Origin of the sequence: Psychrobacter sp. 1U1, assembly GCF_051847535.1 — a bacterium.
Classification (GTDB): Bacteria; Pseudomonadota; Gammaproteobacteria; order Pseudomonadales; family Moraxellaceae; genus Psychrobacter; species Psychrobacter saeujeotis.
On sequence record NZ_JBPYDD010000003.1, the window covers coordinates 301673 to 327478 of the forward strand.

At 42.8% G+C, this 25806-nt stretch carries 22 protein-coding genes; 6 read left to right on the plus strand and 16 right to left on the minus strand.

The features are described 5' to 3' along the window. Nucleotides 1–123 precede the first annotated feature (123 nt). The 3 genes from ACS8FB_RS05775 to ispF all read right to left on the minus strand — a co-directional run bounded on the left by ACS8FB_RS05775 (nt 124) and on the right by ispF (nt 1867). On the minus strand, nt 124–666 hold the full coding sequence (locus ACS8FB_RS05775) for a hypothetical protein (RefSeq protein WP_439261482.1): 543 nt from the start codon (nt 664–666) through the stop codon (nt 124–126). A 201-nt stretch (nt 667–867) separates the two neighbouring features. Beyond that, nucleotides 868–1218, minus strand: coding sequence for a Grx4 family monothiol glutaredoxin (gene grxD / locus ACS8FB_RS05780; RefSeq protein ID WP_299220350.1), 351 nt, complete (start codon nt 1216–1218; stop codon nt 868–870). Nucleotides 1219–1363: 145 nt separating this feature from the next. Further along, nucleotides 1364–1867, minus strand: a complete 504-nt coding sequence (gene ispF, locus ACS8FB_RS05785) for a 2-C-methyl-D-erythritol 2,4-cyclodiphosphate synthase (RefSeq protein ID WP_439261483.1) — start codon at nt 1865–1867, stop codon at nt 1364–1366. A 332-nt stretch (nt 1868–2199) separates the two neighbouring features. Between ispF and mnmA the strand changes: the two genes are divergently transcribed. The 3 genes from mnmA (at nt 2200) to purB (ending at nt 6790) form a co-directional block, all read left to right on the plus strand. Then, nucleotides 2200–3312: a tRNA 2-thiouridine(34) synthase MnmA gene (gene mnmA, locus ACS8FB_RS05790; RefSeq protein ID WP_439261638.1), complete on the plus strand. Its 1113-nt coding sequence runs from the start codon at nt 2200–2202 to the stop codon at nt 3310–3312. A 67-nt stretch (nt 3313–3379) separates the two neighbouring features. Beyond that, nucleotides 3380–5254: a hypothetical protein gene (locus tag ACS8FB_RS05795; protein WP_439261484.1), complete on the plus strand. Its 1875-nt coding sequence runs from the start codon at nt 3380–3382 to the stop codon at nt 5252–5254. Between the two features lie 144 nt (nt 5255–5398). Next, nucleotides 5399–6790: an adenylosuccinate lyase gene (gene purB / locus ACS8FB_RS05800; protein WP_439261485.1), complete on the plus strand. Its 1392-nt coding sequence runs from the start codon at nt 5399–5401 to the stop codon at nt 6788–6790. Nucleotides 6791–6955: 165 nt separating this feature from the next. Here purB and ACS8FB_RS05805 read toward each other — a convergent pair whose 3' ends face one another. Next, a complete protein-coding gene (locus tag ACS8FB_RS05805; protein ID WP_439261486.1) occupies nt 6956–7147 on the minus strand; it encodes an NF038104 family lipoprotein in 192 nt (63 codons plus the stop codon). A gap of 182 nt (nt 7148–7329) precedes the next feature. Between ACS8FB_RS05805 and ACS8FB_RS05810 the strand changes: the two genes are divergently transcribed. Next, nucleotides 7330–8502, plus strand: coding sequence for a JmjC domain-containing protein (locus ACS8FB_RS05810; protein ID WP_439261487.1), 1173 nt, complete (start codon nt 7330–7332; stop codon nt 8500–8502). A 106-nt stretch (nt 8503–8608) separates the two neighbouring features. Here the strand turns inward: ACS8FB_RS05810 and ACS8FB_RS05815 are convergent, their stop codons facing one another. Beyond that, complete coding sequence (locus tag ACS8FB_RS05815; protein ID WP_439261488.1) at nt 8609–10030, minus strand: SLC13 family permease; 1422 nt, start codon at nt 10028–10030, stop codon at nt 8609–8611. A 398-nt stretch (nt 10031–10428) separates the two neighbouring features. On the opposite strand from ACS8FB_RS05815, the gene ACS8FB_RS05820 reads away from it, so the two are divergent. Beyond that, nucleotides 10429–10593, plus strand: coding sequence for a hypothetical protein (locus ACS8FB_RS05820; protein WP_299220329.1), 165 nt, complete (start codon nt 10429–10431; stop codon nt 10591–10593). Nucleotides 10594–10653: 60 nt separating this feature from the next. On the opposite strand, the gene ACS8FB_RS05825 is transcribed toward ACS8FB_RS05820, so the two are convergent. Further along, nucleotides 10654–11355: a YoaK family protein gene (locus ACS8FB_RS05825; protein WP_439261489.1), complete on the minus strand. Its 702-nt coding sequence runs from the start codon at nt 11353–11355 to the stop codon at nt 10654–10656. A gap of 110 nt (nt 11356–11465) precedes the next feature. After that, nucleotides 11466–12275, minus strand: coding sequence for an enoyl-ACP reductase FabI (locus ACS8FB_RS05830; RefSeq protein ID WP_299220323.1), 810 nt, complete (start codon nt 12273–12275; stop codon nt 11466–11468). A gap of 343 nt (nt 12276–12618) precedes the next feature. Between ACS8FB_RS05830 and folE the strand changes: the two genes are divergently transcribed. Beyond that, nucleotides 12619–13215, plus strand: a complete 597-nt coding sequence (gene folE / locus ACS8FB_RS05835) for a GTP cyclohydrolase I FolE (RefSeq protein WP_299220321.1) — start codon at nt 12619–12621, stop codon at nt 13213–13215. Between the two features lie 238 nt (nt 13216–13453). On the opposite strand, the gene msrB is transcribed toward folE, so the two are convergent. The 9 genes from msrB to serC all read right to left on the minus strand — a co-directional run bounded on the left by msrB (nt 13454) and on the right by serC (nt 25688). Further along, nucleotides 13454–14683 (minus strand): peptide-methionine (R)-S-oxide reductase MsrB, encoded by a 1230-nt coding sequence (gene msrB / locus ACS8FB_RS05840; protein WP_439261490.1) that lies wholly within the window; start codon nt 14681–14683, stop codon nt 13454–13456. A 177-nt stretch (nt 14684–14860) separates the two neighbouring features. Then, nucleotides 14861–16177 carry an iron-containing alcohol dehydrogenase gene (locus tag ACS8FB_RS05845; RefSeq protein WP_439261491.1) on the minus strand — a complete coding sequence of 439 codons (1317 nt, stop codon included), beginning with the start codon at nt 16175–16177 and terminating at the stop codon, nt 14861–14863. Between the two features lie 158 nt (nt 16178–16335). Continuing rightward, the gene (locus ACS8FB_RS05850) at nt 16336–17550 is read right to left on the minus strand and encodes a low temperature requirement protein A (protein ID WP_439261492.1); all 1215 of its coding nucleotides are present in this window, start codon (nt 17548–17550) and stop codon (nt 16336–16338) included. A 56-nt stretch (nt 17551–17606) separates the two neighbouring features. Continuing rightward, nucleotides 17607–19289: an ABC transporter ATP-binding protein gene (locus tag ACS8FB_RS05855; RefSeq protein ID WP_439261493.1), complete on the minus strand. Its 1683-nt coding sequence runs from the start codon at nt 19287–19289 to the stop codon at nt 17607–17609. A gap of 31 nt (nt 19290–19320) precedes the next feature. Continuing rightward, nucleotides 19321–20403 (minus strand): ABC transporter permease, encoded by a 1083-nt coding sequence (locus ACS8FB_RS05860; protein WP_439261494.1) that lies wholly within the window; start codon nt 20401–20403, stop codon nt 19321–19323. Further along, nucleotides 20403–21476 carry a microcin C ABC transporter permease YejB gene (gene yejB, locus ACS8FB_RS05865; RefSeq protein ID WP_439261495.1) on the minus strand — a complete coding sequence of 358 codons (1074 nt, stop codon included), beginning with the start codon at nt 21474–21476 and terminating at the stop codon, nt 20403–20405. The genes ACS8FB_RS05860 and yejB overlap by 1 nt, the downstream gene beginning before the upstream one ends. A 42-nt stretch (nt 21477–21518) precedes the next feature. Next, a complete protein-coding gene (gloB, locus tag ACS8FB_RS05870) occupies nt 21519–22298 on the minus strand; it encodes a hydroxyacylglutathione hydrolase (RefSeq protein WP_439261496.1) in 780 nt (259 codons plus the stop codon). Nucleotides 22299–22384: 86 nt separating this feature from the next. Next, a complete protein-coding gene (locus ACS8FB_RS05875) occupies nt 22385–24217 on the minus strand; it encodes an extracellular solute-binding protein (protein WP_439261639.1) in 1833 nt (610 codons plus the stop codon). Between the two features lie 361 nt (nt 24218–24578). Next, nucleotides 24579–25688 carry a 3-phosphoserine/phosphohydroxythreonine transaminase gene (gene serC, locus ACS8FB_RS05880; RefSeq protein ID WP_439261497.1) on the minus strand — a complete coding sequence of 370 codons (1110 nt, stop codon included), beginning with the start codon at nt 25686–25688 and terminating at the stop codon, nt 24579–24581. Nucleotides 25689–25806 lie beyond the last annotated feature (118 nt).

The following is a 25806-nucleotide window of genomic DNA, read 5'->3' on the forward strand; positions in this document are numbered from 1 at the left end:
CAATTTTTGCGCACTTAAAAAACGTTACGTCAAAAACGATTAAAATTAACTTATCGTTGTAAAATTTAGGCTATAAGAGCCAGTAACTTACCAACCAGTTAACGATTAGTGACCCTCATCATTTTAGTTTGCATTGTTGCCAGGACTTAACGGTACAATACGATCTGCTTGATTGCTAGCTAGCATATGATGGCTGCCATAGCCTTCTGGATTGATCTGCAAATAAGCATTCATCTGGCCAATAGCATCACCATCGTTACTGGCTAAAATATACTCTTTTATCATATCAACAGGTGGTAATGGTAAGTTTTTGAGTAGGGCCAAACGCTGATCGTTGTCGCCTTTATTGACGACCAGCTCAATAAGCTGGCGCGCATCAATGGGTAAATCTGGCGTATTTTGCGCCAGCAATGCCAAATGATAAGCGCCCGCTGTGTCTTGATCAGCTACCACTCGCTGCTCAATGGCAACATAAGTCGCTTCTGTAGCACCGCCTGCCACACTCAGTTGATGAATACATCTAAGTGCAGAGTTTGGCTCATTGCCTGCCATCTCAATAAGGCGTAGAGACTCAGCTTTTAGATGTTCACGGCGCTTCTCAATGGCAGTTTGTTCTGTCGCTTCTTGCTGCTTAGCTGAGGCATCTTGTTTTGATTGGTCATTCATAAGTATCTCTTATTATCTAAATTGTATGTATCTTAACCACTATATGGGGCTAAAACCGATAAAAACAACAAAGTACATAGACAACAAAAACCCGAGCAACTATATCAGTTACTCGGGTTTGCAATGCCAAAAAATACAAATCACTTATTTAAACAATAAAGTAGTTTTGGACAACAAAGTGGTCCAAAAAAATGTAGATCATTAAGCAGCAGGGCTGTTTGCTTCAACCAACGGCTTAAGCTCACCTGATTGATACATCTCAAGAATGATATCTGATCCGCCCATCAACTCACCATCAATCCATAACTGTGGAAACGTTGGCCAGTTACCAACTTTCGGTAACGTCGCACGGATTTCTGGATTTTCCAAAATGTTAACAAACGCGAATGGACGACCAATTTGGGTCAACACTTCAATAGAACGTGCTGAAAAACCACACTGCGGAAATTGCGGTGTGCCTTTCATATATAAGATAACTTTATTGTCTTTAATTTGATCACGAATCAATTGTTCAACATCGTTTGCAGCGGTATTCGGGGTTTGTTCACTCATAAAAGCTCCTATTGATTAAAGCGGTTCATTAAAATAGACATCAATACAAAATAATTGGATGAAGAGTTGCTTCATACATGGGGCAACCATTACAGTATTGCAAGTCGCGTACTTTTCAGTTTGGCCAATTTTTGTACGAATAAAATTAACTGGGTTCGACAACAGTGGGAACCAATAATACCACGGCACTGGCCATAATCCCTTCTTGTCGACCGGTAAAGCCGAGTTTTTCTGTGGTCGTGGCTTTAATGCTGACATTGCTAATGACCGTTTGCAAATCACTGGCGATATTTTCGCGCATAGCCAAGCTATGAGGAGCAAGTTTTGGGCGCTCACACATCACCGTAATATCAGCATTACCTAACGTGTAACCTGCTTCTTGAACTTTGCTATAGACATAGCGTAGTAACACCCTTGAATCCAGACCTGCATGGGCTGCATCCGTATCTGGAAAGTGCTGACCTATATCGCCAAGCGCCAATGCACCTAATAGCGCGTCTGCAAGTGCATGTAGCACCACATCACCATCTGAATGTGCCAGTAAGCTATGACTGTGCTCAATAGGCACGCCCGCTAGTATGACATATTGCTGCTGCTGACCATTATTATGAAACGCATGGACATCAATACCCTGACCAATTTTTATCATTGTTATCCCAAAATAAGCGTGATTAAAATAATTTAAAACTACTATCTGAATTTTACAAGCAGTAAGATGCCATAGGTCGCCATCAGTTTCAATTAGCTGGTATAATATAGCCCTTATTTTATCATCATATCTACTTTAAAGATAAACTGAATCCAAAAGATAAGATGACGTTGCGTTATCTTAGACGTTGAATAAAGTATAAATAGTTGAGCCGTTCTATGTCTGTTATGTCAAATACATCAACCCTATCAGATTCTGATTCTTTTAACGTTCAGCGCCCTCTGACGCTCGCTGATATCGACAATCCAAGCACCAAGCATGTGATCGTTGGCATGTCAGGTGGTGTCGATTCTTCTGTATCAGCCGTCCTACTCCAGCAAGCAGGCTTTAAGGTGGAAGGGCTGTTTATGAAAAACTGGGAAGAGGATGATGGCACCGAATACTGTACGGCTATGGACGACTTAGCCGACGCGCAAGCAGTGTGTGACAAAATCGGTATTAAATTGCATACAGCCAACTTTGCCATGGAATACTGGGATCGCGTATTTGAGCATTTTTTAGCGGAATACAAAGCTGGCCGCACGCCTAATCCTGACATTTTATGTAATAAAGAGATTAAATTTAAGGCATTCTTAGATTATGCTCTAACCCTTGGCGCTGACTATATTGCCACCGGTCACTATACACGTCGTAGTGTCAATTATACCAATGCCGATGGTACACTCGTTGCACAGCTACTGCGCGGCCTTGACAACAATAAAGACCAAAGTTACTTCTTACATGCCGTCGGCGGCGACAAAATTGCCAAGACCCTGTTTCCAGTGGGTGAGCTTGAAAAACCCGTCGTACGTCAGATCGCTGAAGAGCATGATCTAGCTACCGCTAAAAAGAAAGACTCGACGGGCATTTGCTTTATTGGTGAGCGTCGTTTTAAAGACTTCTTGCAGCAGTACTTGCCTGCCCAAAAAGGCGATATTATCACTGACGATAATAAAGTGATTGGCACTCATGATGGGTTGATGTATTACACGTTAGGTCAGCGCGGCGGTATCGGTATCGGCGGCGTCAAAGACCGTGTAGAGGCGCCATGGTTTGTACTGGCAAAAGACTTGGACAAAAACCGTTTGATCGTTGGTCAAGGCCACGCGCATCCGATGCTCATGAGTAATGAGCTGCAAGCTTATAAGCTTGACTGGATTGATGGTCTACCTCCTTTAGATATATTTAGCGCCGAAGGTTTGCGCTGTATGGCAAAATCGCGCTATCGTCAACCAGATCAGGCTTGTCATGTATTTGCCACAAACTCGGATGGCAGTGAAGTACGAGCCGTATTTGATGAACCACAGCGCGCTGTGACGCCTGGTCAGTCAGCAGTGTTTTATATCGATGAGGTTTGTTTGGGCGGCGGGGTGATTGCCTCTATTGATGCACCTTGTGGATTTTAAGACTACTCATTATTTATCAGTGCTCGTTATCAATTAATATTTTTTAGATGTGTTTGTAGGATATTTCATGACTGGCCGTTTCATTCCTGTTTTTAACATCGCAAACCCTTATCCAACCTGGAAAAAACATGTCATTGCTTTTGTCGTTATTACTACACCTTTAATTGCACAAGCTAACCCTACAGGTTTTGGCACATTTACTCGCGACACAAATACGATCGCAGGTAGTATTGCTTCAGGTACTTACAGAACAGCAGCAAATGCTACTGGTAAGTTTAAGGTTACTGCAGGACCGTCAAACGGTTATAACGGCTCTAGTGTTACAGTTGGAGACAACGGTGTTGAAATTAAAAATGAGTCCAACGCTGGTAGCGACAGAGATAAATTTACCTATACGATAACTATTACGCCTGATGACATCACCTCTTTACATACTATAAAAATTGGTCAAACCAGCTATACCACAGGTGGTAACTCTGAGATTGCCCGCCAAACACTAAGTTTTACTGAAAACACTCAGATCAACCTGCCTGTACAAGCGGCGGTTAGAGAAAATCCCGATGTTGGCTACTTTTTTGGTGCCATGGGTGATTACTTTATGGGCAAAAAACTGGCAGGAAATAGTTTTAGTTCCAATAATACGATAAGTCGACCACAATTGCGTGTTGATAGCTCAAATGGTGGGGATAGTGGTTTGTATTATTATGGAATCACTGCACTTAACGGTAGCGGCAATAGCAGCTCGTTTACGCTTACTACCAATGCTAATGGACAAGTATCTTTTGCATCTGGTCAAAAAAGAGGTACCTTGCCCCCTACGCCTACCTTTACCAATATTCTAAAAGAAACCTCTACCAACCCCAATAACCAAAACACGTATGCTTCTCTCAATACCAGCACCGTTATCCCTAATAACGGTAGCTACGTCAGCTATGGGATTGAAAACTCAAAAAGCAATTATGTAGTCGCAGTTAGGAATGCAGAGTCTGTAACTTTAACGTACGAAGGTATCATGAAAGGCAATAGTGCTATTGAGGCCGATGTAGTTGGTGAAAGTTATAATGAGTGGATTAGCTTTGGAGTAGAGAGCGAACCATATTACTATGTTTTTTCTGGTATAGTATTTGGTGACAATGGCGGTATTACTGCTGCAGAGGCAGATGCTAGTAACGCAAACATAACAAGCGGTGCCTACAGCAACAAACCTAATTATTTCAATGGTCTATTTAACAGCGCTTCTGAATCTGGTATTGCTGGTAGCATAGTCAAAATAGTCAATAACTGTGATAACCCAACCATAACTTACGCCACACAATCTGTAGAAAAGTCCGGCAACGCTATTGGCAAATATCAAATTAAAATACCTATTACTAACTTAAATGGCCAAGGTAATGTTTGCCTTTTAGAAGAAAGAAGCGACACTATTTATCCTATTCGTACGACGACTAATAAAAAGGCTATTACGTTAGAGAATGCGAAATATGAGTATCAAAACAATAACTTTGGTAGAGTTATTGATCAAAACGTAGCTTTAGTGCTAGAAAAAGAACAGGCTGCTAATGACTGCAAAGTGACTGATATTACCAGTCTCACTTATAGCAAAGACCCCCTTTCTAGCTCAGAGACTGGCGCAGGCGCAGATATTAAGCCTGGGAATTGCATTGCTTATAAGATTACTGCGACCAACCGTGCCAATATCGATATTAACAATTTCATCATGCACGACATTCTGCAAAAAAAAGGCGACAACAACGCCGCAGTAACGTCGAAACTCGCTGATCCTAGTTATCAGGCAAGCGATTATGCGAACGATAGTGTGCCAATCGGAGAAAACGGAACAGTGAAAACAGTACCTTTAAACTTAAGTGCCAAAACTCATCGTAGTTTTTACTTTAATACTCAGTATGGGACAACGCAATCAGATACTGTCAATACACCTTAAATATAAAGTTATATGAATAGACGGGTTTTTTACATTCACATTTCTGCTATATTACGCGCAACTATTTTTACCCCGTGCTTATATAGCAATTTTTAGTAGCTACACCTTTGCAATTTTTTATCTCATAACTATCGAGGCATCACTATGACTCCACTTACCGCACTCTCCCCAATCGACGGTCGTTACGCATCCAAAGCCGACAGCTTACGTCCTTATTTGTCTGAATTTGGCTTGATCAAAGCACGCGTCACCGTTGAGATTCGCTGGTTACAGTCATTGGCGGATAATAGCGCAATCGGTGAATTATCAGCATTTGATACAGATACCAATGCCTTTTTAAATAGCATTGTTGATGACTTTAGTGAAGCGGATGCACAAGCAATCAAAGACATCGAAGCAACGACCAATCACGATGTAAAAGCGGTTGAGTACTTTATCAAAGACAAATTTCGTGGTCAGGATGCCTTAATTGACTCACTTGAGTTCATTCACTTTGCCTGTACTAGTGAGGACATTAACAACTTATCGTACGCATTGATGCTAAAAGATAGCCGCGAGCTTGTGGTTGCAAAAATGCAGCAAGTGACCGACAGTATCGCCGACCTAGCCATTGCGCACGCCGATCAGCCAATGCTCTCACGTACTCACGGTCAAACTGCCAGCCCAACGACACTAGGTAAAGAGATGGCAAACGTGGCTTATCGCCTCGCCCGCCAAATCAAGCAAATTGGTCAGGTTGAGCTACTTGGTAAAATCAATGGCGCAGTCGGTAACTATAACGCGCATTTATCAGCCTATCCTGATGTAGACTGGGCTATGCATGCAGAGCAATTTATTAATGAGCGCCTTGAGCTGACCTTTAACCCTTATACGACGCAAATCGAGCCACATGACTATATCGCCGAGTTGTTTGATGCTGTAAAGCGTTTTAATACGGTATTGATCGATTTTAACCGTGATATTTGGCAATATATTAGCTTAGGCTATTTTAAGCAGCGTCTAAAGGACGGTGAAGTTGGCTCATCTACCATGCCGCATAAAGTCAATCCCATTGATTTTGAAAATTCAGAAGGCAACTTGGGCGTTGCCAATGCCATGCTCGCACATTTGGGCGAAAAACTGCCGATCTCACGTATGCAGCGCGATCTATCAGACTCGACCGTACTACGTAATATCGGTGTTGGTCTGGCGCAAAGCATGATTGCATTTGATGCTTGCCTAAAAGGCGTAGGCAAACTTGAATTAAATGCGCAGCGTTTGAATGATGACCTTGACCAAGCACAAGAAGTATTGGCAGAGCCGATTCAAACGGTCATGCGTCGCTACCGCGTTGAGAACCCTTATGAGAAACTCAAAGCCCTAACTCGTGGCAATGCCATGACTCGCGAAGCGATGCTAACGTTCGTTGACAGTGACGAGTTGGCAGCCGTTAGCGATGCTGATAAAGCACGTCTACGTGAGCTCACACCAGCGACCTATACTGGTAATGCCGCTGAGCAAGCACGCGCTATTAAAGACTGGATTGCCAAGCTTTAGTAGCAGTTAAGCTAATACTAAAAAATAGGAGCGTGCAAAATGATTTACACGCTCCTATTTCGATAATAGTACTGTCTTACTAAGTTTTTATCTTAATAAGTGATAACCTTACTTTGAAAACTATGATTGATTTTAATTCAAACTCCATAGTCGATAAGTAAGGTTTTACTTTTTATCCTTTTTATCATCGTCGTCACTGTCACCTGGTATGATGGCTTTGCCGACCGCAACCGTACCTTTGACCACGCCTTTGGTGGTTTTATAGGCAACTTTAGCAGGTACCGTTACTATCTTATGTACACAAGCTTGAAGGAAGAATACGCTTGCGATAATGACGATAAATTGTAATTTTTTCATAAATGTCCTACGATTAATGGGATGTTCTGATATGGGATGTTTTGTTAGTAGTCACTAGTACTGTAATACTAGCGACTGTCATACTCTGTATCAGATAGGCGATAATCATAAACTATTAAAACCGTCCTATAAAGCACTCCTTACTATTAATCTTATACCCATTTTTAAATATGGATTTACCAATGACCACAATTCCTCTTTGTTTACCCGACTCTATTACTCCCGAGCAGTTCTTGAACGAGTATTGGCAAAAAAAACCGTTACTTATTAAGCAAGGTTTACCGCAACTGATCGATATGTTTGAGCCAGAAGATATGCTCGATCTTGCTTTGGAAGAAGATGCTTCAGCGCGCCTATTGACTCAAGCTACGACTAAGCAAGAAGGCGAAGCGCAATGGCAACTCAAAAAGAGTCCGCTAATCGAAACAGATTTTGCTAATTTGCCAAAACAGTGGACCGTGTTAGTACAGAATATGGAACAGTGGTCTCCTGAGCTTGGAAAGCTTTGGCAAGCATTTGACTTTATTCCGCAGTGGCAACGCGACGATATTATGGTCTCGTACGCGCCTGCAGGCGGCTCAGTCGGCAAGCACTATGATGATTATGATGTGTTTTTGGCACAAGGGTTTGGGTCGCGCCGTTGGCAGCTCGGTAAGTTTTGTGACAAAGACACTGAGTTTGTCGCAGATGAGCCGATTCGACTTTTTGATGATATGGGCGAGATTATCTTTGATGAGATATTAGAAGCGGGTGACGTACTTTATGTACCACCAAAACTCTCGCATTTTGGGGTAGCACAAGACGACTGCCTGACGTTTTCATTTGGCTGTCGTCGTCCAAACCTTATGCAAATCATCGACAGCATGGCCGATATCGCGACCAACGACAGCGATTTATTTGTCCCAATGCTACTGCCGCAAGCGCTACAAGCATCAGGTGAACTACAAGCAGATAGCATTGGTGCGATTAAAAAACAGCTATTACAAATGCTGCAGTCTGAGCGCGGTGACGACATCATTCGTCAAACCGTGTCTGAAGTGGTGAGCAAACGTCAATACGATGCGCTGGTTCCAGAGGAGACATTGGAGACTGACGAGCTGATGCAAGCGTTATCTGATGGGGCAACACTGCAGGCAGATTATAGTAATCGCCTACTCTATAGCCAAAATGACAATGACATCACGCTATATGCCAATGGTCAACGCCTTGATGGTATCGATAAGACAACAGCGGCCATACTAATACGATTGGCAAATGGCGAGCATCTGCGTTATCAAGATGTTGCAGATGTCGATCCAGACGAGTTAAGCGAATGGCTTGAGAATGGCTGGGTGTGGCTGGATTATTCTGAGTAGCCTTTAATGAGGCTGTACAAACAGCTGACTGATACGAAATCAGCATTACATAAAAAAACCGATAACTGAGCCTTCAGATATCGGTTTTTTGTTATCTAACATATGGTTAAATCAGAAAAAAGTACGCCCAAAGACCGATTATAAAGGTGGCAATAATATTCAATACCACACCTGTACGAATCATCTCTGACTGTTTTATCAGACCAGTACCGAAGACAATTGCGTTCGGCGGCGTCGCTACCGGTAGCATAAAGGCGCACGATGCACCAATACCGATGACCAACACTAGCACCTCATGTGGCAAGCCCATCTGTTCAGCGATAGCAGCGAATACTGGCACCAATAGCGCTGCGGATGCTGTATTAGATGCAAACTCTGTTAAAAAGATAATAAATGCTGAAATTGCAATCATCACCAAAATAATAGGCGCCGAGGATAAAGCGTTAGCGACTGTTTCACCAAGCACTAACGATGCACCAGAGACTTTTAACACTGTCGATAACGCAATACCGCCACCGAATAGCATGAGTACGCCCCAGTCAGTATTATCTGATACTTGTTTCCAAGATACCAAGCCCAAGCTAACCACCGCTGCCGCTGCGGACAAGGCAATAATAGCATCAGTGTCGGCAATATCGAGTGCGGCACCAATTTTTTTGGAAAATATCCAGCTAAGTGCTGTTATGATAAAGACAATAATAGTCAATACACGTGGTTTGTTCCATTTGATAGGTGCTTCTTGTGCAACCGTAACTTTACGGTTTAGATTGGGTTTGAGCACAAAGTACATAGCACCTAACAATAATGGCAATAGCACCAACATCATCGGCACGCCAAACTTCATCCAATCGACAAAAGCAATGTCCAAGGCTTTTGCAGCGATAGCGTTAGGCGGTGAGCCGACGATAGTACCCAGACCACCCAGGCTGGCAGAATAAGCGATACCTAATAATACAAACACAAAGGTACCACGATCTTTTTCACGATCGACCTGCGTTAAAATACCAAGGGCCAATGGCAACATCATTGCAGCAGTCGCTGTATTCGATATCCACATTGATAAAAATGCGGTCACGCCGAATATTAAAAAGACCGCTGTGCCAAGATTACCACCAGACATCGATAGTATCTTGAGGGCAATTTTTTTGTCCAACTGCTGGACATGTAGAGCTGCCGCCAAGGCAAAACCACCAAAAAACAGATAGATAATCGGACTTGCAAAGCTTTGTAACCCTATTTTTGCATCAAATTCAGGTATACCGATTAGTGCGCCTACCACCACTACTAAAAGAGCAGTAATCGTTACGTGTACCGCTTCAGTTAGCCATAATACGCCGATAAAAAACAGCATAGCGAGGCCTTTATTAGCATTTATATCAAACGATAATACGTTGTATATAACCATACTAATAATCGCAGCAACGGCGACCACTATCAGCCCTTTACCCGTACCTTTTGGAAAGGTATCGGTAAATAAATACTCATTGCCATCATCAGGAAGATGGCTATCTAGTTTTTGCTCTGACATAAAGTATCCTTATTGCGCCCAGAGACATTATTGAAAGTCATAAAAATGAAAACGTACTTTGATAACTAGTTATACTTTTGTAGCACTGTTAAAAATACGTGGCTATAATAACAGAGTTTGGTCTGACAGTATTTTTGTTATAATTACAAAAAGCGTTGTTTTTAAAATACATTAATTATTTTTTGACTACTAATACTCCTTGTATTCTCTACTTATTCAGCGTTACACATCGTCACCAAATTGGTTCAGTCCAACGCTATACAAGCACTCAAAGATTACTCATACTAACTGAGTAGATTAATATGACTCATATGAATAATATTAATTCAGTGATATGAGTAACTTTTATAGAATGTTGTAGCTGTGCTATAAGACATTAAGATAAAAAGGAGTATCCCATGGCTAATCGTGAAAAAGCCGACGCAACCACTAAAATGGCACCGAAAGATATTAATCAAGATGGTCTTGATAAAGAAGATCAACAGCGTACTGATGATTGCGTGCTTGATATGATGCAAGGTTTGCATGAGCATGAAGATCATGAAGAAGACAAGGAAAAGTAAAAGCTGTATCTATAGCTTACATACAGGTCTTGTTTGATTTATCAATATAAATAAGAGCGTCTATCGTTTCGGTAGACGCCCTTGTCGTATCGGATCTCTCGTTTCTGGCAAACGATCCGAAGCACGGTTATAGACAATTGCAGCTATCAAGACAATACTTACTGGCAATAAGAGTGCGCCATAGCCGACGCTAGCGTATAAGAATGCTCCTACAACGCTGCCGCCACAAAAGCAATACCAAATAATGGCCTGAAAGCCAAGCGTTGGCTTACTGATTGGTCGTCCTGCCAGCCAATTACCAATCGCTGCCCCCATATCTGATGTCAAGCCTGTCAAATGTGTGGTACGAATTACCGCGCCGCTATAAGTCGCTACCATCGCATTCTGTAATCCACAGGCCATTGCCGCAGTCAACTGTCCTAGATAATCGTGCTGTTGATAAAGCCAGTAACTAAGCAATAGTAAAGCTGCTTCAATATACAGCGCACGCCCATAACGTCTCCCTAATTTTAAAGAGGTTTGTCCAATGACAAAGCCGCTCATTATCGCGCCTGCTAAAAAAGACAATAATAGAGCCCCGATATATAAGATACTACGTACGTCTAGATAGGCGATTGCTGCTGCAAACAAACTCACGTTGCCTGTGACGTGTGACACAGATAATCTAGCAAAGCCCATAAGTGCTGCAGTATTGACACAACCAGCGCTAAACGCTAGTACTGCCCCGCCCCATAATATCCACTTTGGTAGTTTGGTTATCATCTCTATCGCTTAAAGGCTTGTCATAAAAAAGGTAATAGTATAATCAAAAAAGACAGCCAATTGGCTGCCTTTGATATATTAAAAAAGATAGAATCTATACATAAACACTATTATTTTGGCTCTTCATCAAGCATCATCAATTGCTCACTAATAGCGACCGTATTGAATCCTGCATCAACAAACATGATTTCACCAGTAATACCAGATGCCCATGGTGAAAGTAAAAATAACGCCGCATTACCGACTTCCATCTGATTGATATTGCGCTGTAGTGGTGCTATTTTTTCACTAATATCAAGCATTTTACGAAAAGATTTGATACCACTGGCTGCAAGAGTACGAATAGGTCCTGCTGAGATGGCGTTGACACGAATACCCTCACCGCCCATCGAAGTCGCTAAATAACGCACACTGGCCTCTAAGCTGGCCTTAGCCATGCCCATGACATTGTAATTTGGAAGTACTGAAATACTACCTTCGTAAGTCAACGTCAGCATAGAACCATGACGCATAGCCAGTAATTCGCGAGCAGCTTTAGCCAATGCCACAAAGCTATAGCTTGAGATATCATGAGCGATATGACTGCCTTCACGAGTAGTGGCGCTAACAAAATCACCATCTAGCTGGTCCATTGGTGCAAAACCGATCGCATGGACCACGCCATTTATACCATCACCCCAATGATTACTGACTTGTTCAAAACAAGCTGCAATAGAGTCATCTGAAGCCACATCGCACTCTAACACTAAGTCAGCTTCAAACTTCTCAGCTGCCATGTCGACACGCTTTTTAATCTTATCGTTTGGATAAGTGAGGATCAATGATGCGCCCTCACGATGTAACGCTTCTGCAATAGCCCATGCGATAGATAACTTGCTTGCAATCCCAGTTACGACGAAACGTTGTCCTTGCAGTAGCATAATATTTCCTTGTGAATACATTAAAGTAATGAAAGTTGAGGTAAAGTGATTCAGTTGATCAATGACGCTACAATAAGAAAAGTAGCAAATGTCATCATAAAAAGATAGCTTATTATACACGATTCAAATTAAGTAAACAGTCGTAAACTAATATCGATTTATATTTACTCTCATATATCAGGCGGTTTAGCATCGTCTATAGCGGTATGAAGTTGCACCGATTTCAAGTATAATCGTAGCCCTTCCCAGCTTGCACATTTTTATAAAAATCCTTTATAACGGTTGTTTATGACCAAGGATTTAGCGTTAAGCTACACCTACATTTTGGATGGCTGCCAAACCTATGAGTAACACCCCAACAATAACTTCAAAATATCAAGAAAGTATCGAATCTTATCGTCAGTTGATTGGCTCAACAGGCGAGGATTTGTCTCGCCCTGGCCTTGAGGATACTCCTGAACGTGCGGCAAAAGCTTTTGCTCATTTAACCCAAGGCTATCATCAAAGCTTAGATGAAGTCGTCAATGATGCCGTATTTCCATCGACCAATCGTGAGCTAGTATTGGTACAAAACATTGAATTTTATTCGCTATGTGAGCATCATATGTTGCCTTTTCATGGTATCGCTCACATTGGATATTTGCCCAATGGACATGTTTTAGGATTGTCAAAATTTGCCCGTATTGTCGATATGTTTGCACGTCGCTTGCAAATCCAAGAAAACTTAAGTGAGCAAGTGGCACAAACCATTATGGATGTAACTGGTTGTCGCGGTGTGGCAGTAGTGATGGATGCATCACACATGTGTATGATGATGCGTGGTGTTAATAAGCAGCATTCCACCACCCGTAGCACAGCGATGCTTGGTGAATATGTACACGATAATCAAGCCCGTAATGAGTTCTTAGGGGCAGTGCCTAAACGTCAACCTGCATTCTAGTTTTCTAATCACTATGGTTAAGATAAATAAAAAGGGCGCTTATGCGTCTTTTTTATTTGTAGCTGCTCTAACATAGCGTACTTTTTCTTTCCTAATAACTCATATAATCAAACACCGCGACATTTCATGCTTGGTGATTAATATTTTCCTATCCTTAATATAATTATAGTAAACAAAAAAATCGCCCACTATGTTATTTAAACAGTAGTGAGCGATTTTAAATTCTAATAAAATAGGGTTAACTAACAGGTTTGACGTCATCAATCCATTGGCTATAGCCTTCTTTTTCCATTTGCGCTAATGGAATAAAACGCAACGCCGCTGAGTTCATGCAATAGCGTTTGCCAGTAGGTGCTGGGCCATCATCAAAGACGTGACCCACATGCGAGTCAGCATAGCGACTACGAATTTCGGTACGAGTGCCAAATATACCTCGATCTGCTTTTTCTACGACAAGGCTTGTATCAAGCGGTCGAGTAAAGCTTGGCCAGCCTGTACCAGATTTGTATTTATCACGTGAAGAGTACAATGGCTCGCCAGACACCACATCTACATACAATCCAGGCTCTTTATTGTCCCAATAAGCATTATCAAAAGCGCGCTCTGTATCATCTTTTTGCGTGACTTTATATTGAATGTTACTCAGCGATTTTTTTAGCTCATCTTGTGCAGGTTTAACAAAATTATTCGGATTAAAACCCAAGCTTGTTGTCTCTGCCAAAGCGTTCGCTGTCGACTCTTGAGCTACTACTCCTGATTCTGCACTAGTAGAAGTGGGCTTAAACTGACTAAAGTCCAGTTCATAGTCTTTGCCATATACACTTTCGATAAACTGATAGCGACCTGAGTTAAAAGTATAGGCTTTGTAACGTAACGGATTCTTTTTATAGTAATCTTGATGATACTCTTCTGCTGGATAAAATTCGCTGGCAGGAACGATTTCAATCACGACAGGTTTGTCATAGACACCTGAAGCTTGTAGCGACTGCTTAGCCGACTCGGCTATCTGTTTTTCTTGCTCATTTTGATAAAAAATAGCTGGACGATACTGAGTACCGCGATCGACGAATTGACCTTTACTATCAGTAGGATCAGCGATTCGCCAAAGGGCATTTACGATACCGTTGTAAGTAATTTTCGTTGGATCATAGTACACTTGCGCCGCTTCGGTATGGCCTGTACCGCCTGCTGACACTGTACTGTAAGTTGGATTAGTAGACTGACCACCTGCATAACCAGACACCACCTCGACCACACCTGGTATCTTTTCATAGCCTGCTTCCACACACCAAAAACAGCCGCCAGCTACAGTAGCCACTGCCAAATTTGAATCAATAGGTGCATAAGGGTTATCAACAGGCGTACTTTTTACGGTGGCAGGATTCTCGGTAGAAGCACAGCCGGCATAAAGAGTACTGCTTGCTGCAATAGCCATCATCGCAGCGCTGGCTTTTAATTTACGATTCATAAGAATTCCTAGTAGTAAGGTGATAAAACAGTAAAACCTTTAAAAAACACCCAAAATAGGCAATACCAAAAGATTTCCTTATCGTTGTATATGGAGAACTTTTAATGATTTTTCAACCAATTAAAAATATCCCATATACAAAACTGGCAATGCCTTGTCCTACTCAGAACGAATTAACTATGCAGCTTTATCATTACTTTTATCCTTGTTTGTACAATCCTCACTTGCCTGCTTAATCTTTGTTAACAGGTCTTTGATCTCAGACTTTGATAGATAAATAGGTACTGCATAGGTGTCCCTGACTTCTTTGGCCGCAGCTTTCGCAATACTCTCAAAGTCACTACTTTGCATGCCTTTAACTATTGGATTGATGTTTAAGGTAGCAATCAATTTTCGTACTTCCGCAATAAGATGTTCTGCAATTTTAGCATCGCTATTGGCAGTTTGCTCGTCCTTCACCATGCCTGTTTTTTTGGCCAGCTCTGCCAGTCTTTTTTGGCACGCCTTACGATTGACGTCGAGTACATAAGGTAGGACGATGGCATTGGCACGACCATGAGGAATACCATAATATGCTCCTAACTGGTGAGCGATGGCATGAACATAGCCAAGTCCTGCTTTATTAAAGGCGATACCGCCATAATGCGCTGCTACGCCCATCTGTTCACGGGCTTTTAGATTGCTACCGTCTTCATACACCACTGGTAGATTGTGCATGACAGACTTAACGGCAGAGGCGGCATAATAGTCGGTCTCGACGCTGGCATTGGCACTCATCCAAGACTCTAGCGCATGTGTCAACACATCGATACCGGTATCGGCAGTAATATGTGCTGGCATACCTTGCATAATAGTTGGATCAATAGCCGCTGCTAATGGCACCATCTTTGGGTCGATAGACAAGGCTTTTTGATGGGTTTTATCATCGGATACGACTGCTCCCAACGTCGCTTCTGAACCCGTACCAGCTGTCGTCGGCACACAGTACAGCGGCATAGAAGGTTTTTTTGCTTTAAAAAGACCGATAAGCTGCTGCGGTTTGCAGTTATTGCCTTGTGACATGGCAATCATTTTAGCCGCATCAATGACTGAGCCCCCACCGATAGCAATGATTGCATCGCATTTAGTATCGATAGACTTTTGCAATCCTTCTTCAACGACTTCAAAAGTAGGATCTGGCGTAATTCCATCGTAGACATGATAGCTGATATGCTTACTTTCTAAGTAGTCAGTGACTTTGGCAGGGATACTAAGCTCATTGAGCACTGCATCAGTAACGATAAATACGTTAGTACTCCCTTCATTGATGAGCATGTCGCACAGCTCCTCACAAGAGGTCTCGCCAACGAATAACATTGGTCTTCTGATAGATACCACATAAGAAAAGGCTTTTAACGCCTTAGCGCGAGTCTTAGCAACCGTCAAATAGCCTGCATGCTGTAAACCATTGGTATGTAACAACTTAGCAATAAAGCTTTGTTTTTTTGTGGACATGAAAAAATCCTTTTTAATCATATTATAATTAACTACTGTCTAGTCCCATTGTGACAGTGTATTTCTTTAAATGTAGCTATTATTGTGAACTGATATGTTCTTACTTATCTGACACATCTTTCAAGACAAACAATCGCTCTATTACAGCAAGTTAGCTATTAATCGCTCCTTTTGGTCAACCAATGCTTATTATCTTGACCAAAATACCAAATCATCATTACAGGCGCTAAAATACTCATCCAAATACCATAAGTAATATTTAAACCTTGCGCCACAGCAGTATAACTTAGCCCAATAATGGTTAAAGCAATGACCATTGCAATGACATTATGGCTCGATTTACGGCACATTAACTCTCGCAAGATAGTGAGCGTTAATAAAAATACGCTCAACATACCCATCAACATGCCCATCGCGTACGTCTGTGAGATGACTTGATTTGCGCCATCACTTGTGTCACCCGCTACGGACTCAGTGACCAAATTGAGCATACTGCCTAGACCTGCGATTGAGGCAAAGATAAAAAAATGACCATAACCAAATAAAAACAAGTCATGACGGCGTCGTTCTTTATTTAAAATCGTATCAAAAGGGACGATAAAATATAACCACCATAAAGAGAAAACCAATGCCACTAAGCTTGAACCTAGGAACATAATAGAGCTGGCAGCAGAAGAAGAGTTGGCTAAAAAATATTGAATCGTATTACTAACTCCCACCACACCCTCGCCCAATACGATAATAGTCAATAGACCATAACGCTCGGCAATGTGTCCAGGATGCCAATTATTGAACTGCTCTGAGCGTGCCCATACAGGCATAAGTAACTCTGCTGCGATAAACAGAAATAATGCAGGTGTCTGTAGAGACGTGGGTAAAAACAGCCAAGTTATCCAAAGTGCTTGGAGGGTTAATAAGCCCACCATACTGCGTGCAGCAACCTTTTTATGACCTAGTACTTGTCGATAAACGCGCCACCACTGACTACAACTCGCCAGTCGCATAATGGCATAGCCCATTACCCCAATCCATGTCAGCCCTTGCTCATAAAACTGGTGGATATTAGCGGCTATCATCAATGAGCCAAACATTTGAAACATGACTGATATGCGATAAAACCAATCATCAGGATCATATCCTGAGGCAAACCACGTAAAGCTAGTCCATGCATTCCACAGGATAAAAAATGCCACGATAAAGGTTAAAAATCCTGAAAAGTCATGCTCGCCTAAGCGATTATAAAAACCATTTGCAGCGGCAGCAACGGCAATGACATAGACTAAATCAAACAGCAGCTCAAGCGTGGTTGAAGGTCTATTTGGCTCATTAGTATCTCGTGCTTGGATAGGTTTTATTTTGAGCCTGTCAATCATGTAAGATGTTCCAATTGTTCTAAGATTAGTATATTTGTGCAGTGCTGACTGCTTAGCTATAGCATGCTCGCCTGCAATAGCTGCTGTGCATACGGATGCTTTGGATTATCAAAAACATCTTCGGTAGATCCAGACTCAATGCACATGCCTGCTTTTAGCACCATAATATACTGACACAATGCACGTACGACTTTTAAGTCATGGCTGATAAATATATAACTAATTTGCAGTTTTTCTTGAATCTCTCGTAGCAAGCTGACTACCGTGACTTGTGTAGTGCTATCAAGTGCCGAAGTAGGCTCATCCAGTATCAATAGACTTGGCTGCATAATGAGTGCGCGTGCAAGTGCCACCCGCTGACGCTGCCCACCAGATAGCTCATGTGGATAACGCTGCGCAAACTCAGTTGGCAGATGTACCGTTGCTAAGCTCTCCATCACTGCCTGCTGACGGGATATTTTATCAATGCCTTGTACTAAAAGTCCTTCCTCCACTATCTGCATGACCGTCATGCGAGGGTTAATACTGGCAAAGGGGTCTTGAAATACCATTTGAATCTGCGAGCGAAAGCGGCGTAGATCGCGTTTTGATAATGCTGCGATGTTTTGTCCATTAACTATTGTCTGGCCACCGACTCGCGCTTGATTGCTGAGTAATTGACTTAACGCGAGTGCAATTGTGGTTTTTCCAGAGCCTGACTCACCAACGATACCGAGTGCCTGCCCTTTTTGCAGGTTCATATCGACATTTTTTACCGCATCGAACCAGCGTTTAGTACTTCCGAACAAGCTTTTTTCAATCGGAAACTGTACTTGTAGGTTACTGACTTGCAATACTATTGGTTGCTGCTCATTGTTATCAACCAATAACTCCAATGCTTGCCCAAAATCTTGCTTAATAAGCGAGCGAGTATAGTCGGCTTTAGGCTGACTAAATACCGCTGCAGTTGGCCCCTGCTCGATAGTCTGCCCTTGGCGCATGACGATGACGTCGTTGCTATAGCGTCTAACTAAATTAAGATCATGACTAATTAATATCATCGCCATATTATGCTGACGCTTGAGATCATCTAATAGGGCGAGAATCTCATGTTGCAAGGTGACATCAAGCGCAGTGGTTGGCTCATCAGCGATTAAGATATCTGGCTGCTGCGCTAATGCCATAGCAATCATTACCCGCTGACGTTGACCACCCGATAACTCATGCGGATAACGATTTAGCTTGTCAGCAGGCTCGTTAATATTGACATCGTCTAGCAAAGCGATGCTTCTTTCGCGCCATTGCTTTTTGGCTACACCGCTGAGACGCAGAGACTCTGCGATTTGCTTAGCGACGGTATGTAATGGATTGAGCGCCGTCATTGGCTCTTGAAACACCATGCCGATGCGTTGACCACGAATGGAGCGCAGCGCTGCATCACGTGTTTTATGGTTGCTTATCGGCAATGTAGCCATTCCTGTTGCATCTGCTAACTGCACCTCACCCATGACGCTCAAGCTATCTGGTAACAAGCCCAACAGCCCAAGACTGGCGATCGACTTACCAGAGCCTGACTCACCAACGATGGCTAGCGTTTGTCCTTGCCTAAGCTCATACGATAGTTTATCAACTAAAGGCACACTTGCCGCATTACCTGAAGTCGTCACAATGCTAAGCTCATCTACTATCAGCATGAGCTTATTTTGTGTATTGCTATGATTGTTACCTATAAGGTTATTTTGCTTAGTAGCAGTTATCATGTTAGCGTTTATCACCTTATCAGTTGTCATATCAGGAGTGCCTCGGATCAAAGGCATCACGCAGCGCTTCGCCAACGAAGATGAGCAATGACAAGATAAAAGTCAGACTAAAAAACCCAGATAAGGCCAGCCAAGGCGCATTGAGGTTGTTTTTGCCTTGTACCATCAGCTCACCAAGTGACGGTGAACCAGGCGGTAAACCGTACCCTAAAAAATCTAGCGCTGTTAAAGCAATAATATTAGCCGTTAATATAAATGGCAGCTGCGATAAGCTTGAGGCTAACGCATTGGGTAAGATGTGTCTCATCATAATGTGACGGTCTGACACGCCAAGATTACGAGCAGCACGGACATAATCAAAATTACGCGCGCGTAAAAACTCTGCACGCACCAAACCGACCAGCCCCATCCAACCAAACAGCAGCATCATTGCAAACAGCATCAAGATACTGGGGCTAAATAAGCTGACCAAAATAATAATCATAAACAGCTGAGGCATACCGCCCCACACCTCCATAAAGCGCTGCCCTGCCAGATCTACCCAGCCACCATAATAGCCTTGTATCGCACCGACGATAATGCCAATTAACGCACCCGCCAGCGTCAGAGCCAGACCAAACAACAGCGACACTCGCATGCCATAAAGTATCCGCGCTAGCACATCACGACCCATATCATCAGTACCAAGCCAGTTCTGGCTATTGGGTGCGGCCGGATATGGAATGCCCAGTTCAACGTTTGGCGTCTGGTCGGCAAAGGGAATGGGCGGCATCACGTAATAACCCTGACTGTTAATCAGCGTTTGCACCGCCGGGTCTTTGTAATTGGTTTCGGTCTCAAATACACCGCCAAAAGTCGTCTCAGGATAGGCTTTTAGTACGGGGAAGTAGTAATCGCCTTGATATTGCACCAACAGGGGCTTGTCATTGGCAATCACATTGGCTGCCATACAAATGACAAATATCAGCGCAAAAATAAACAGCGATATGACCCCAAGACGATTATGGCGAAAGCGGTTTAGGCGTGCCTGCCAAATAGGATTTAGGCGGCGTTTTTTTTCTATAGGAATAGAAGATGCGGTTGAGGATGTTGAAGGCAATGGATGACTTGACATTAACGCCCCTCAAAATCAATACGGGGATCGATTAAGTGATAGCTTAAATCACTTATTAACTGTAATAACAGCCCCACCAAAGTAAAAATAAATAAAGTACCAAATATCACTGGATAATCGCGCTGCTGAATGGCTTCAAAACCAAGCAACCCTAGACCATCAAGCTTAAAGATAATCTCAATAAGGAAATTACCAGCAAAGAAAATTCCAACGATAGCCGCTGGAATACCGGCAATGATAATCAGCATCGCATTACGAAAGACATGACCATATAGCACTTGACGTGCGCCCAAGCCTTTTGCTCGCGCGGTTAGCACATATTGCTTACCCAGCTCCTCTAAAAAGCTAAACTTGGTCAAATAGGTTAAACCTGCAAAACCACCAACGGTACTTGCCAGCAGCGGCAGCGCCAGATGCCAAAAGTAATCTTTTACTTTACCAAGTGCGCTTAATTGATCAAAGTTCTCGGAAGTTAATCCTTGCAGTGGAAAGATATTCCAGTAGCTACCACCGGCGAAGAACACCAACAATATGACGGCAAACACAAACACAGGAATCGCATGCCCAATGGCAAGCAGCATAGCAGTGAATTTATCGATACCCGAACCATGATGCATGGCTTTGTAGACGCCAAGTGGAATGGCTATCATATAAATGAGCAATGTACTCCAAAGCCCAAGCGAGATCGATACTGGCAGTTTTTCTATAATGAGGTCGGTCACTGTCTGGCCTTTAAAAAACGACTCACCAAAATCTAACTGGGCGTAATTCTTTAGCATTAGCCAAAAGCGCTCGGGTGCCGATTTATCAAAACCGTACTGCGCATTTATCGCCGCTACCATTTCCTCAGATAGGCCGCGCGTGCCTTGATAGGTACTACTACCGTTGCCGCCTGCACTGCTCGCGCCGATATTACCACCAAGCGCACTGTCTTTTGCACCTTGCTCTATCAGTGCCAGTTGCTGCTCAACAGGACCGCCAGGCGCTGCTTGTACAATCACAAAATTCGCCAGCAATATCAAAAATAGCGTCGGTAATATCAATAGCAACCTTTTTAAGATATAACGACCCATAATGGCAGCTTCCTAGAATAAACAGGTATGACAATTTAGCGTTTAGAAGTTATTTTTAAGCTCACGTAACGCGGCAAATACAGTCAAAGACTTGTCATCTTCGATAGTTACTTTAGACTTCACACCCGTAATCACACTCGGCTCTTGCGTGCGTAAAAACACATTAATTGCGCGCTCGTGCTCCAAAGTGACTGGCAACGTCGGGATGCCTTGTGCGGTTTTCTCTTCTGCTTGTACTAACGCTTGCTGCATCGCTTCATTGTCAGGCTCGATAGAGAGACCAAAGCGCAAGTTGTTGGCGGTATATTCGTGTGCTGGATATAATAACGTCTCAGCTGACAAGCCATTTAAACGCTTAAAGCTGTCATGCAACTGCTCAATCGTCCCAGTAAACACGCGTCCGCAGCCTGCACTAAATAAGGTGTCACCGCAAAAGCAATGCTTGTTGCCATCGACATCTAGTATATAAGCCATGTGGCTGGCGGTATGACCTGAGATATCCCAAACTTGTGCAGAGCAGCCCCAGGCACTTACCGTACTGCCATCTTTGATAGTCTGATCTTCATCTACCGTATGCTCACTATGTGCGACCAGGTGCGTCATCGGATAGGACTCTTGTAGCTCTGCGACACCGCCAATATGATCATGGTGATGATGCGTCGTCCAAATTGACGTTAGCTCTAGCTGATTATCATCCAGATAGGCAATGACAGGCTCAGCTTGACCTGGATCAATGACAATTGCTTGTTTGTTATTTTCATTAATTAATGTCCAGATATAATTATCGTTAAACGCTTTAATTGGGTGAATACGAATACTCATATTGAATCCTTACCTGTAGGTATCTTTATTACTAATGTTTTTTATCAAAATTTTGATATGAAATAAAACTTAAAAATCACTATCATTTATTGTTTTAAATATTGATTCACACGTGTCTCTGCTTCTTTATCAACCCACCAATAATCGATACCGACAGCATTGGTTGGGAGTTGTTTAGTGTGGCGATACTGATCCCAATAGGCCACATTGGTGCCAGACTTGCCATATAACGGTACTAAATAATGACCTGCACGCAGCAGACGATCGAGCACCTGAGTATATAAAATAATCTCGTCACGATTTTCAGCGTTTGCAAGGGCGACAGTCATCTCATCTATGACTGTGTTTTTAATACCGACTGTATTTCTATTACCAGGTTGATCAGCCGCTGCGCTCCCCCAAAACGCTGCTTGCTCAGCGCCAGGTGATAAGCTTTGAGCAAATACATCGACCACCATATCATAATCAAAGCGGCGCATTCGCTCGTAATACTGCGGCCCATCCACTTGGCGAAGAGTCGCATCAAATCCTAAGCGTTTTAAATTACGAATATAAGGCAGTAATACACGGCCCATGGTTTCGCCTGTCATCAAAATCTCAATCTGAGCCTGCTTGCCACCGGGCTGATATAGCTGCATATCGTCATAATAAAACCCTGCATCTAGCAACAGCTTACGCGCTTTTAATAGTCCTTTACGATTAAAGCCACTACCATCACTGGTGGGCAGTTGCCATTCTGCTAATACTGCTTGACGTTGAATTGGCTCAAGCTTAGATAATAGAGGTGTTAGTACCTGCATCTCAGCCGCAGATGGCGTACCAGTGGCGGCAAGCTCTGAGCCATGAAAAAAGCTTTGCAATCGTTCATACTGTCCATGAAATAAGGTCTTATTCATCCACTCAAAGTCATAAGCTGCAGTTAATGCTTGACGCACGCGAATGTCTTGAAAAAGTGGCCGGCGCATATTCATAACCAGTGCTTGCATCGGTACGGGATTCTGACTGCTGATGCTTTCTTTATGAATAAGGCCGGCTTTTACCGCTGGGAAATTGTAACCGGTTGCCCAGTTCGACGCTTTATTTTCCGGACGGAAACGATATTGCCCTGACTTAAAACCCTCAAAAGCAATCTCATCACTTTGATAATAGACAAACTTAATCATATCAAAGTTATAACGACCGCGATTGACCATCAAATCACGACCCCAATAATTGGGATCACGTATATAGCTGACCGAACGCCCTGCATCGACGCGGCCAAGCTTGTAAGGTCCACTACCCATCAATGGCGTTAGGCTAATTTTTTCAAAGTCAGCATCGATAGAGGATTTAGCAAAAATTGGAAACTGCCCGACTGTTAATAAAATCTCTTTGTTATCATCGGAGGCAAATATAAACTTTACTCGCCGCTTATCAATAATTTCAATGTCTTTGATATCTCCCAAATAGCTGCGGATATACATCGGCCCTTTATTCAATATCGCATCATAAGTGGCTTTGACATCTTGACTGGTCACAGGCGAGCCATCCCAAAAGCGCGCGGCAGGATTTATATGATAGATAATCCAACTGGTGTCATCAGGGTCATAAGTCACCTTGCTTGCCAGCTGCGGATACATGGTAAAGGCTTCATTTAATGAGCCCGTCATCAAAGTATCATATAAGTAGTCGGTGCCAATCATTGCTACACCCGTGGTCATCCATTTATTGGCGGCATTAAAGGTGCCACGCGCATCAAGCGACAATACCCCCCCTGTCGGCGCATCTGGATTGGCATAAGGCATGTATGGTGCGTCAATATACTCTGTAGGGCTATTATGACCAAGCGCGGTAGTGGTGATGGGTACCGCGATACTGGCTGGTATCCAGCTGATAGTGATAGTAAGTAAGACGGCTTTTAGCATGGCATTTTTTATCATCATGACTTTGTAACTACCCTCTAAACTCAATCAATTTGACTAACAAAAATTTAAGCCCTGACTACAAAACAAGCATGCCACAAAATTTTATCATAACAAACTTCAGTTTTTTAACCTAATGGTTTGCAGTGTTAAGTATGACAACTGGCTTATTATTAAATCCATAAAGCCTATAGATAACATCTGACTCTCAACTTAGCATGAACTTTCATAGGCTGGGTTTTCAACCCAGCCTATGCCAACATATTTAAAGTGTTTAGAGTGGGGTATATAACAAAAAAACGCAACCGTTATCAGTTGCGCTCTTCTTTTAGTATTAACCTAGTATCAAAAACTTAAGACCTATAGTTTGTTAGCTTGGTTAAGCGTGCTTTTTTTCAAATGCAATCATAAAGTCAACCAATTGCTGCACCCAATCTAGCGACACTGCATTATAGATGCTGGCACGCATACCGCCCACATCACGGTGACCTTTTAAGTTCATTAAGCCTGCGGCTTCTGATTCTTCTAAGAACACTTTATCAAGGCTATCGTCTGCTAACGTAAACGGCACATTCATGATAGAGCGATATTCAGGCGCAACTGGATTGTTATAAAAACTGCTGTCATCAATGGTTTTATAGAGTAAATCTGCTTTTTGCTGATTGATTTTACCGATAGCAGCAACGCCGCCCTGCTCTTCTAACCAATCAAACACCAATCCTGCCAAGTACCAAGAGTACGTCGCTGGTGTGTTTGACATGGATTCTTTTTCAGCTTGATGCTCATAGTTCATGAGCAGTGGGCACCACTCACTTGCCTGCCCCAATAAATCGTCACGAATAATCACAATGATCAGTCCTGCTGGACCGATGTTTTTTTGTGCACCCGCATAAATCATCCCAAACTTAGCTACATCGATTGGCTGTGACAAAATGCAAGAAGACATATCAGCAATGAGTGGCGCATCAATTTGTGGCGGCTCAAATATCTGTAGACCGTGAATGGTTTCATTAGCACAGTAATGAAAATAAGCCGCATCTTTGCTCAGATTCCAATCGCTTTGGGTTGGCACATCGGTAAAGTTACTGTCTTTGCCAGTTGCGACCAAATTAACCTTACCGAGGCCTAGATTCGCATAACGCTGCGCCTCTTTGATGGCTTTGCCTGACCATGCACCGGTAGTCAGATAGTCACCGCGTCCTCCATTCAATAGGTTCAATGGAATCGCTGAAAACTGTAAGCTGGCACCACCTTGCAAAAATAGCACCTTATAGTTATCTGGAATATCCATCAATGCGCGCAATTTCGCCTCTGCTTTTTCGGTAATCGCGACATATTCTTTGCTACGGTGGCTCACCTCCATGACTGACATACCGCGGCCTTGCCAATCAAGCAGCTCACTTTGCGCACGCTCTAGCACTGCGGTCGGTATAGTGGCGGGTCCAGCTGAAAAGTTAGGTACACGGTTAGAAGCGGCTTTACTGGTCATAATCCATATCCTTGATATGATGAAATCATCGTTGTTATATCATCGTTATTATATAGTTTTAACAGCTAGTTTTTTAAACGTCAGCTTTAAAACCCCTTTAGTCTTATCTCTATTTTTA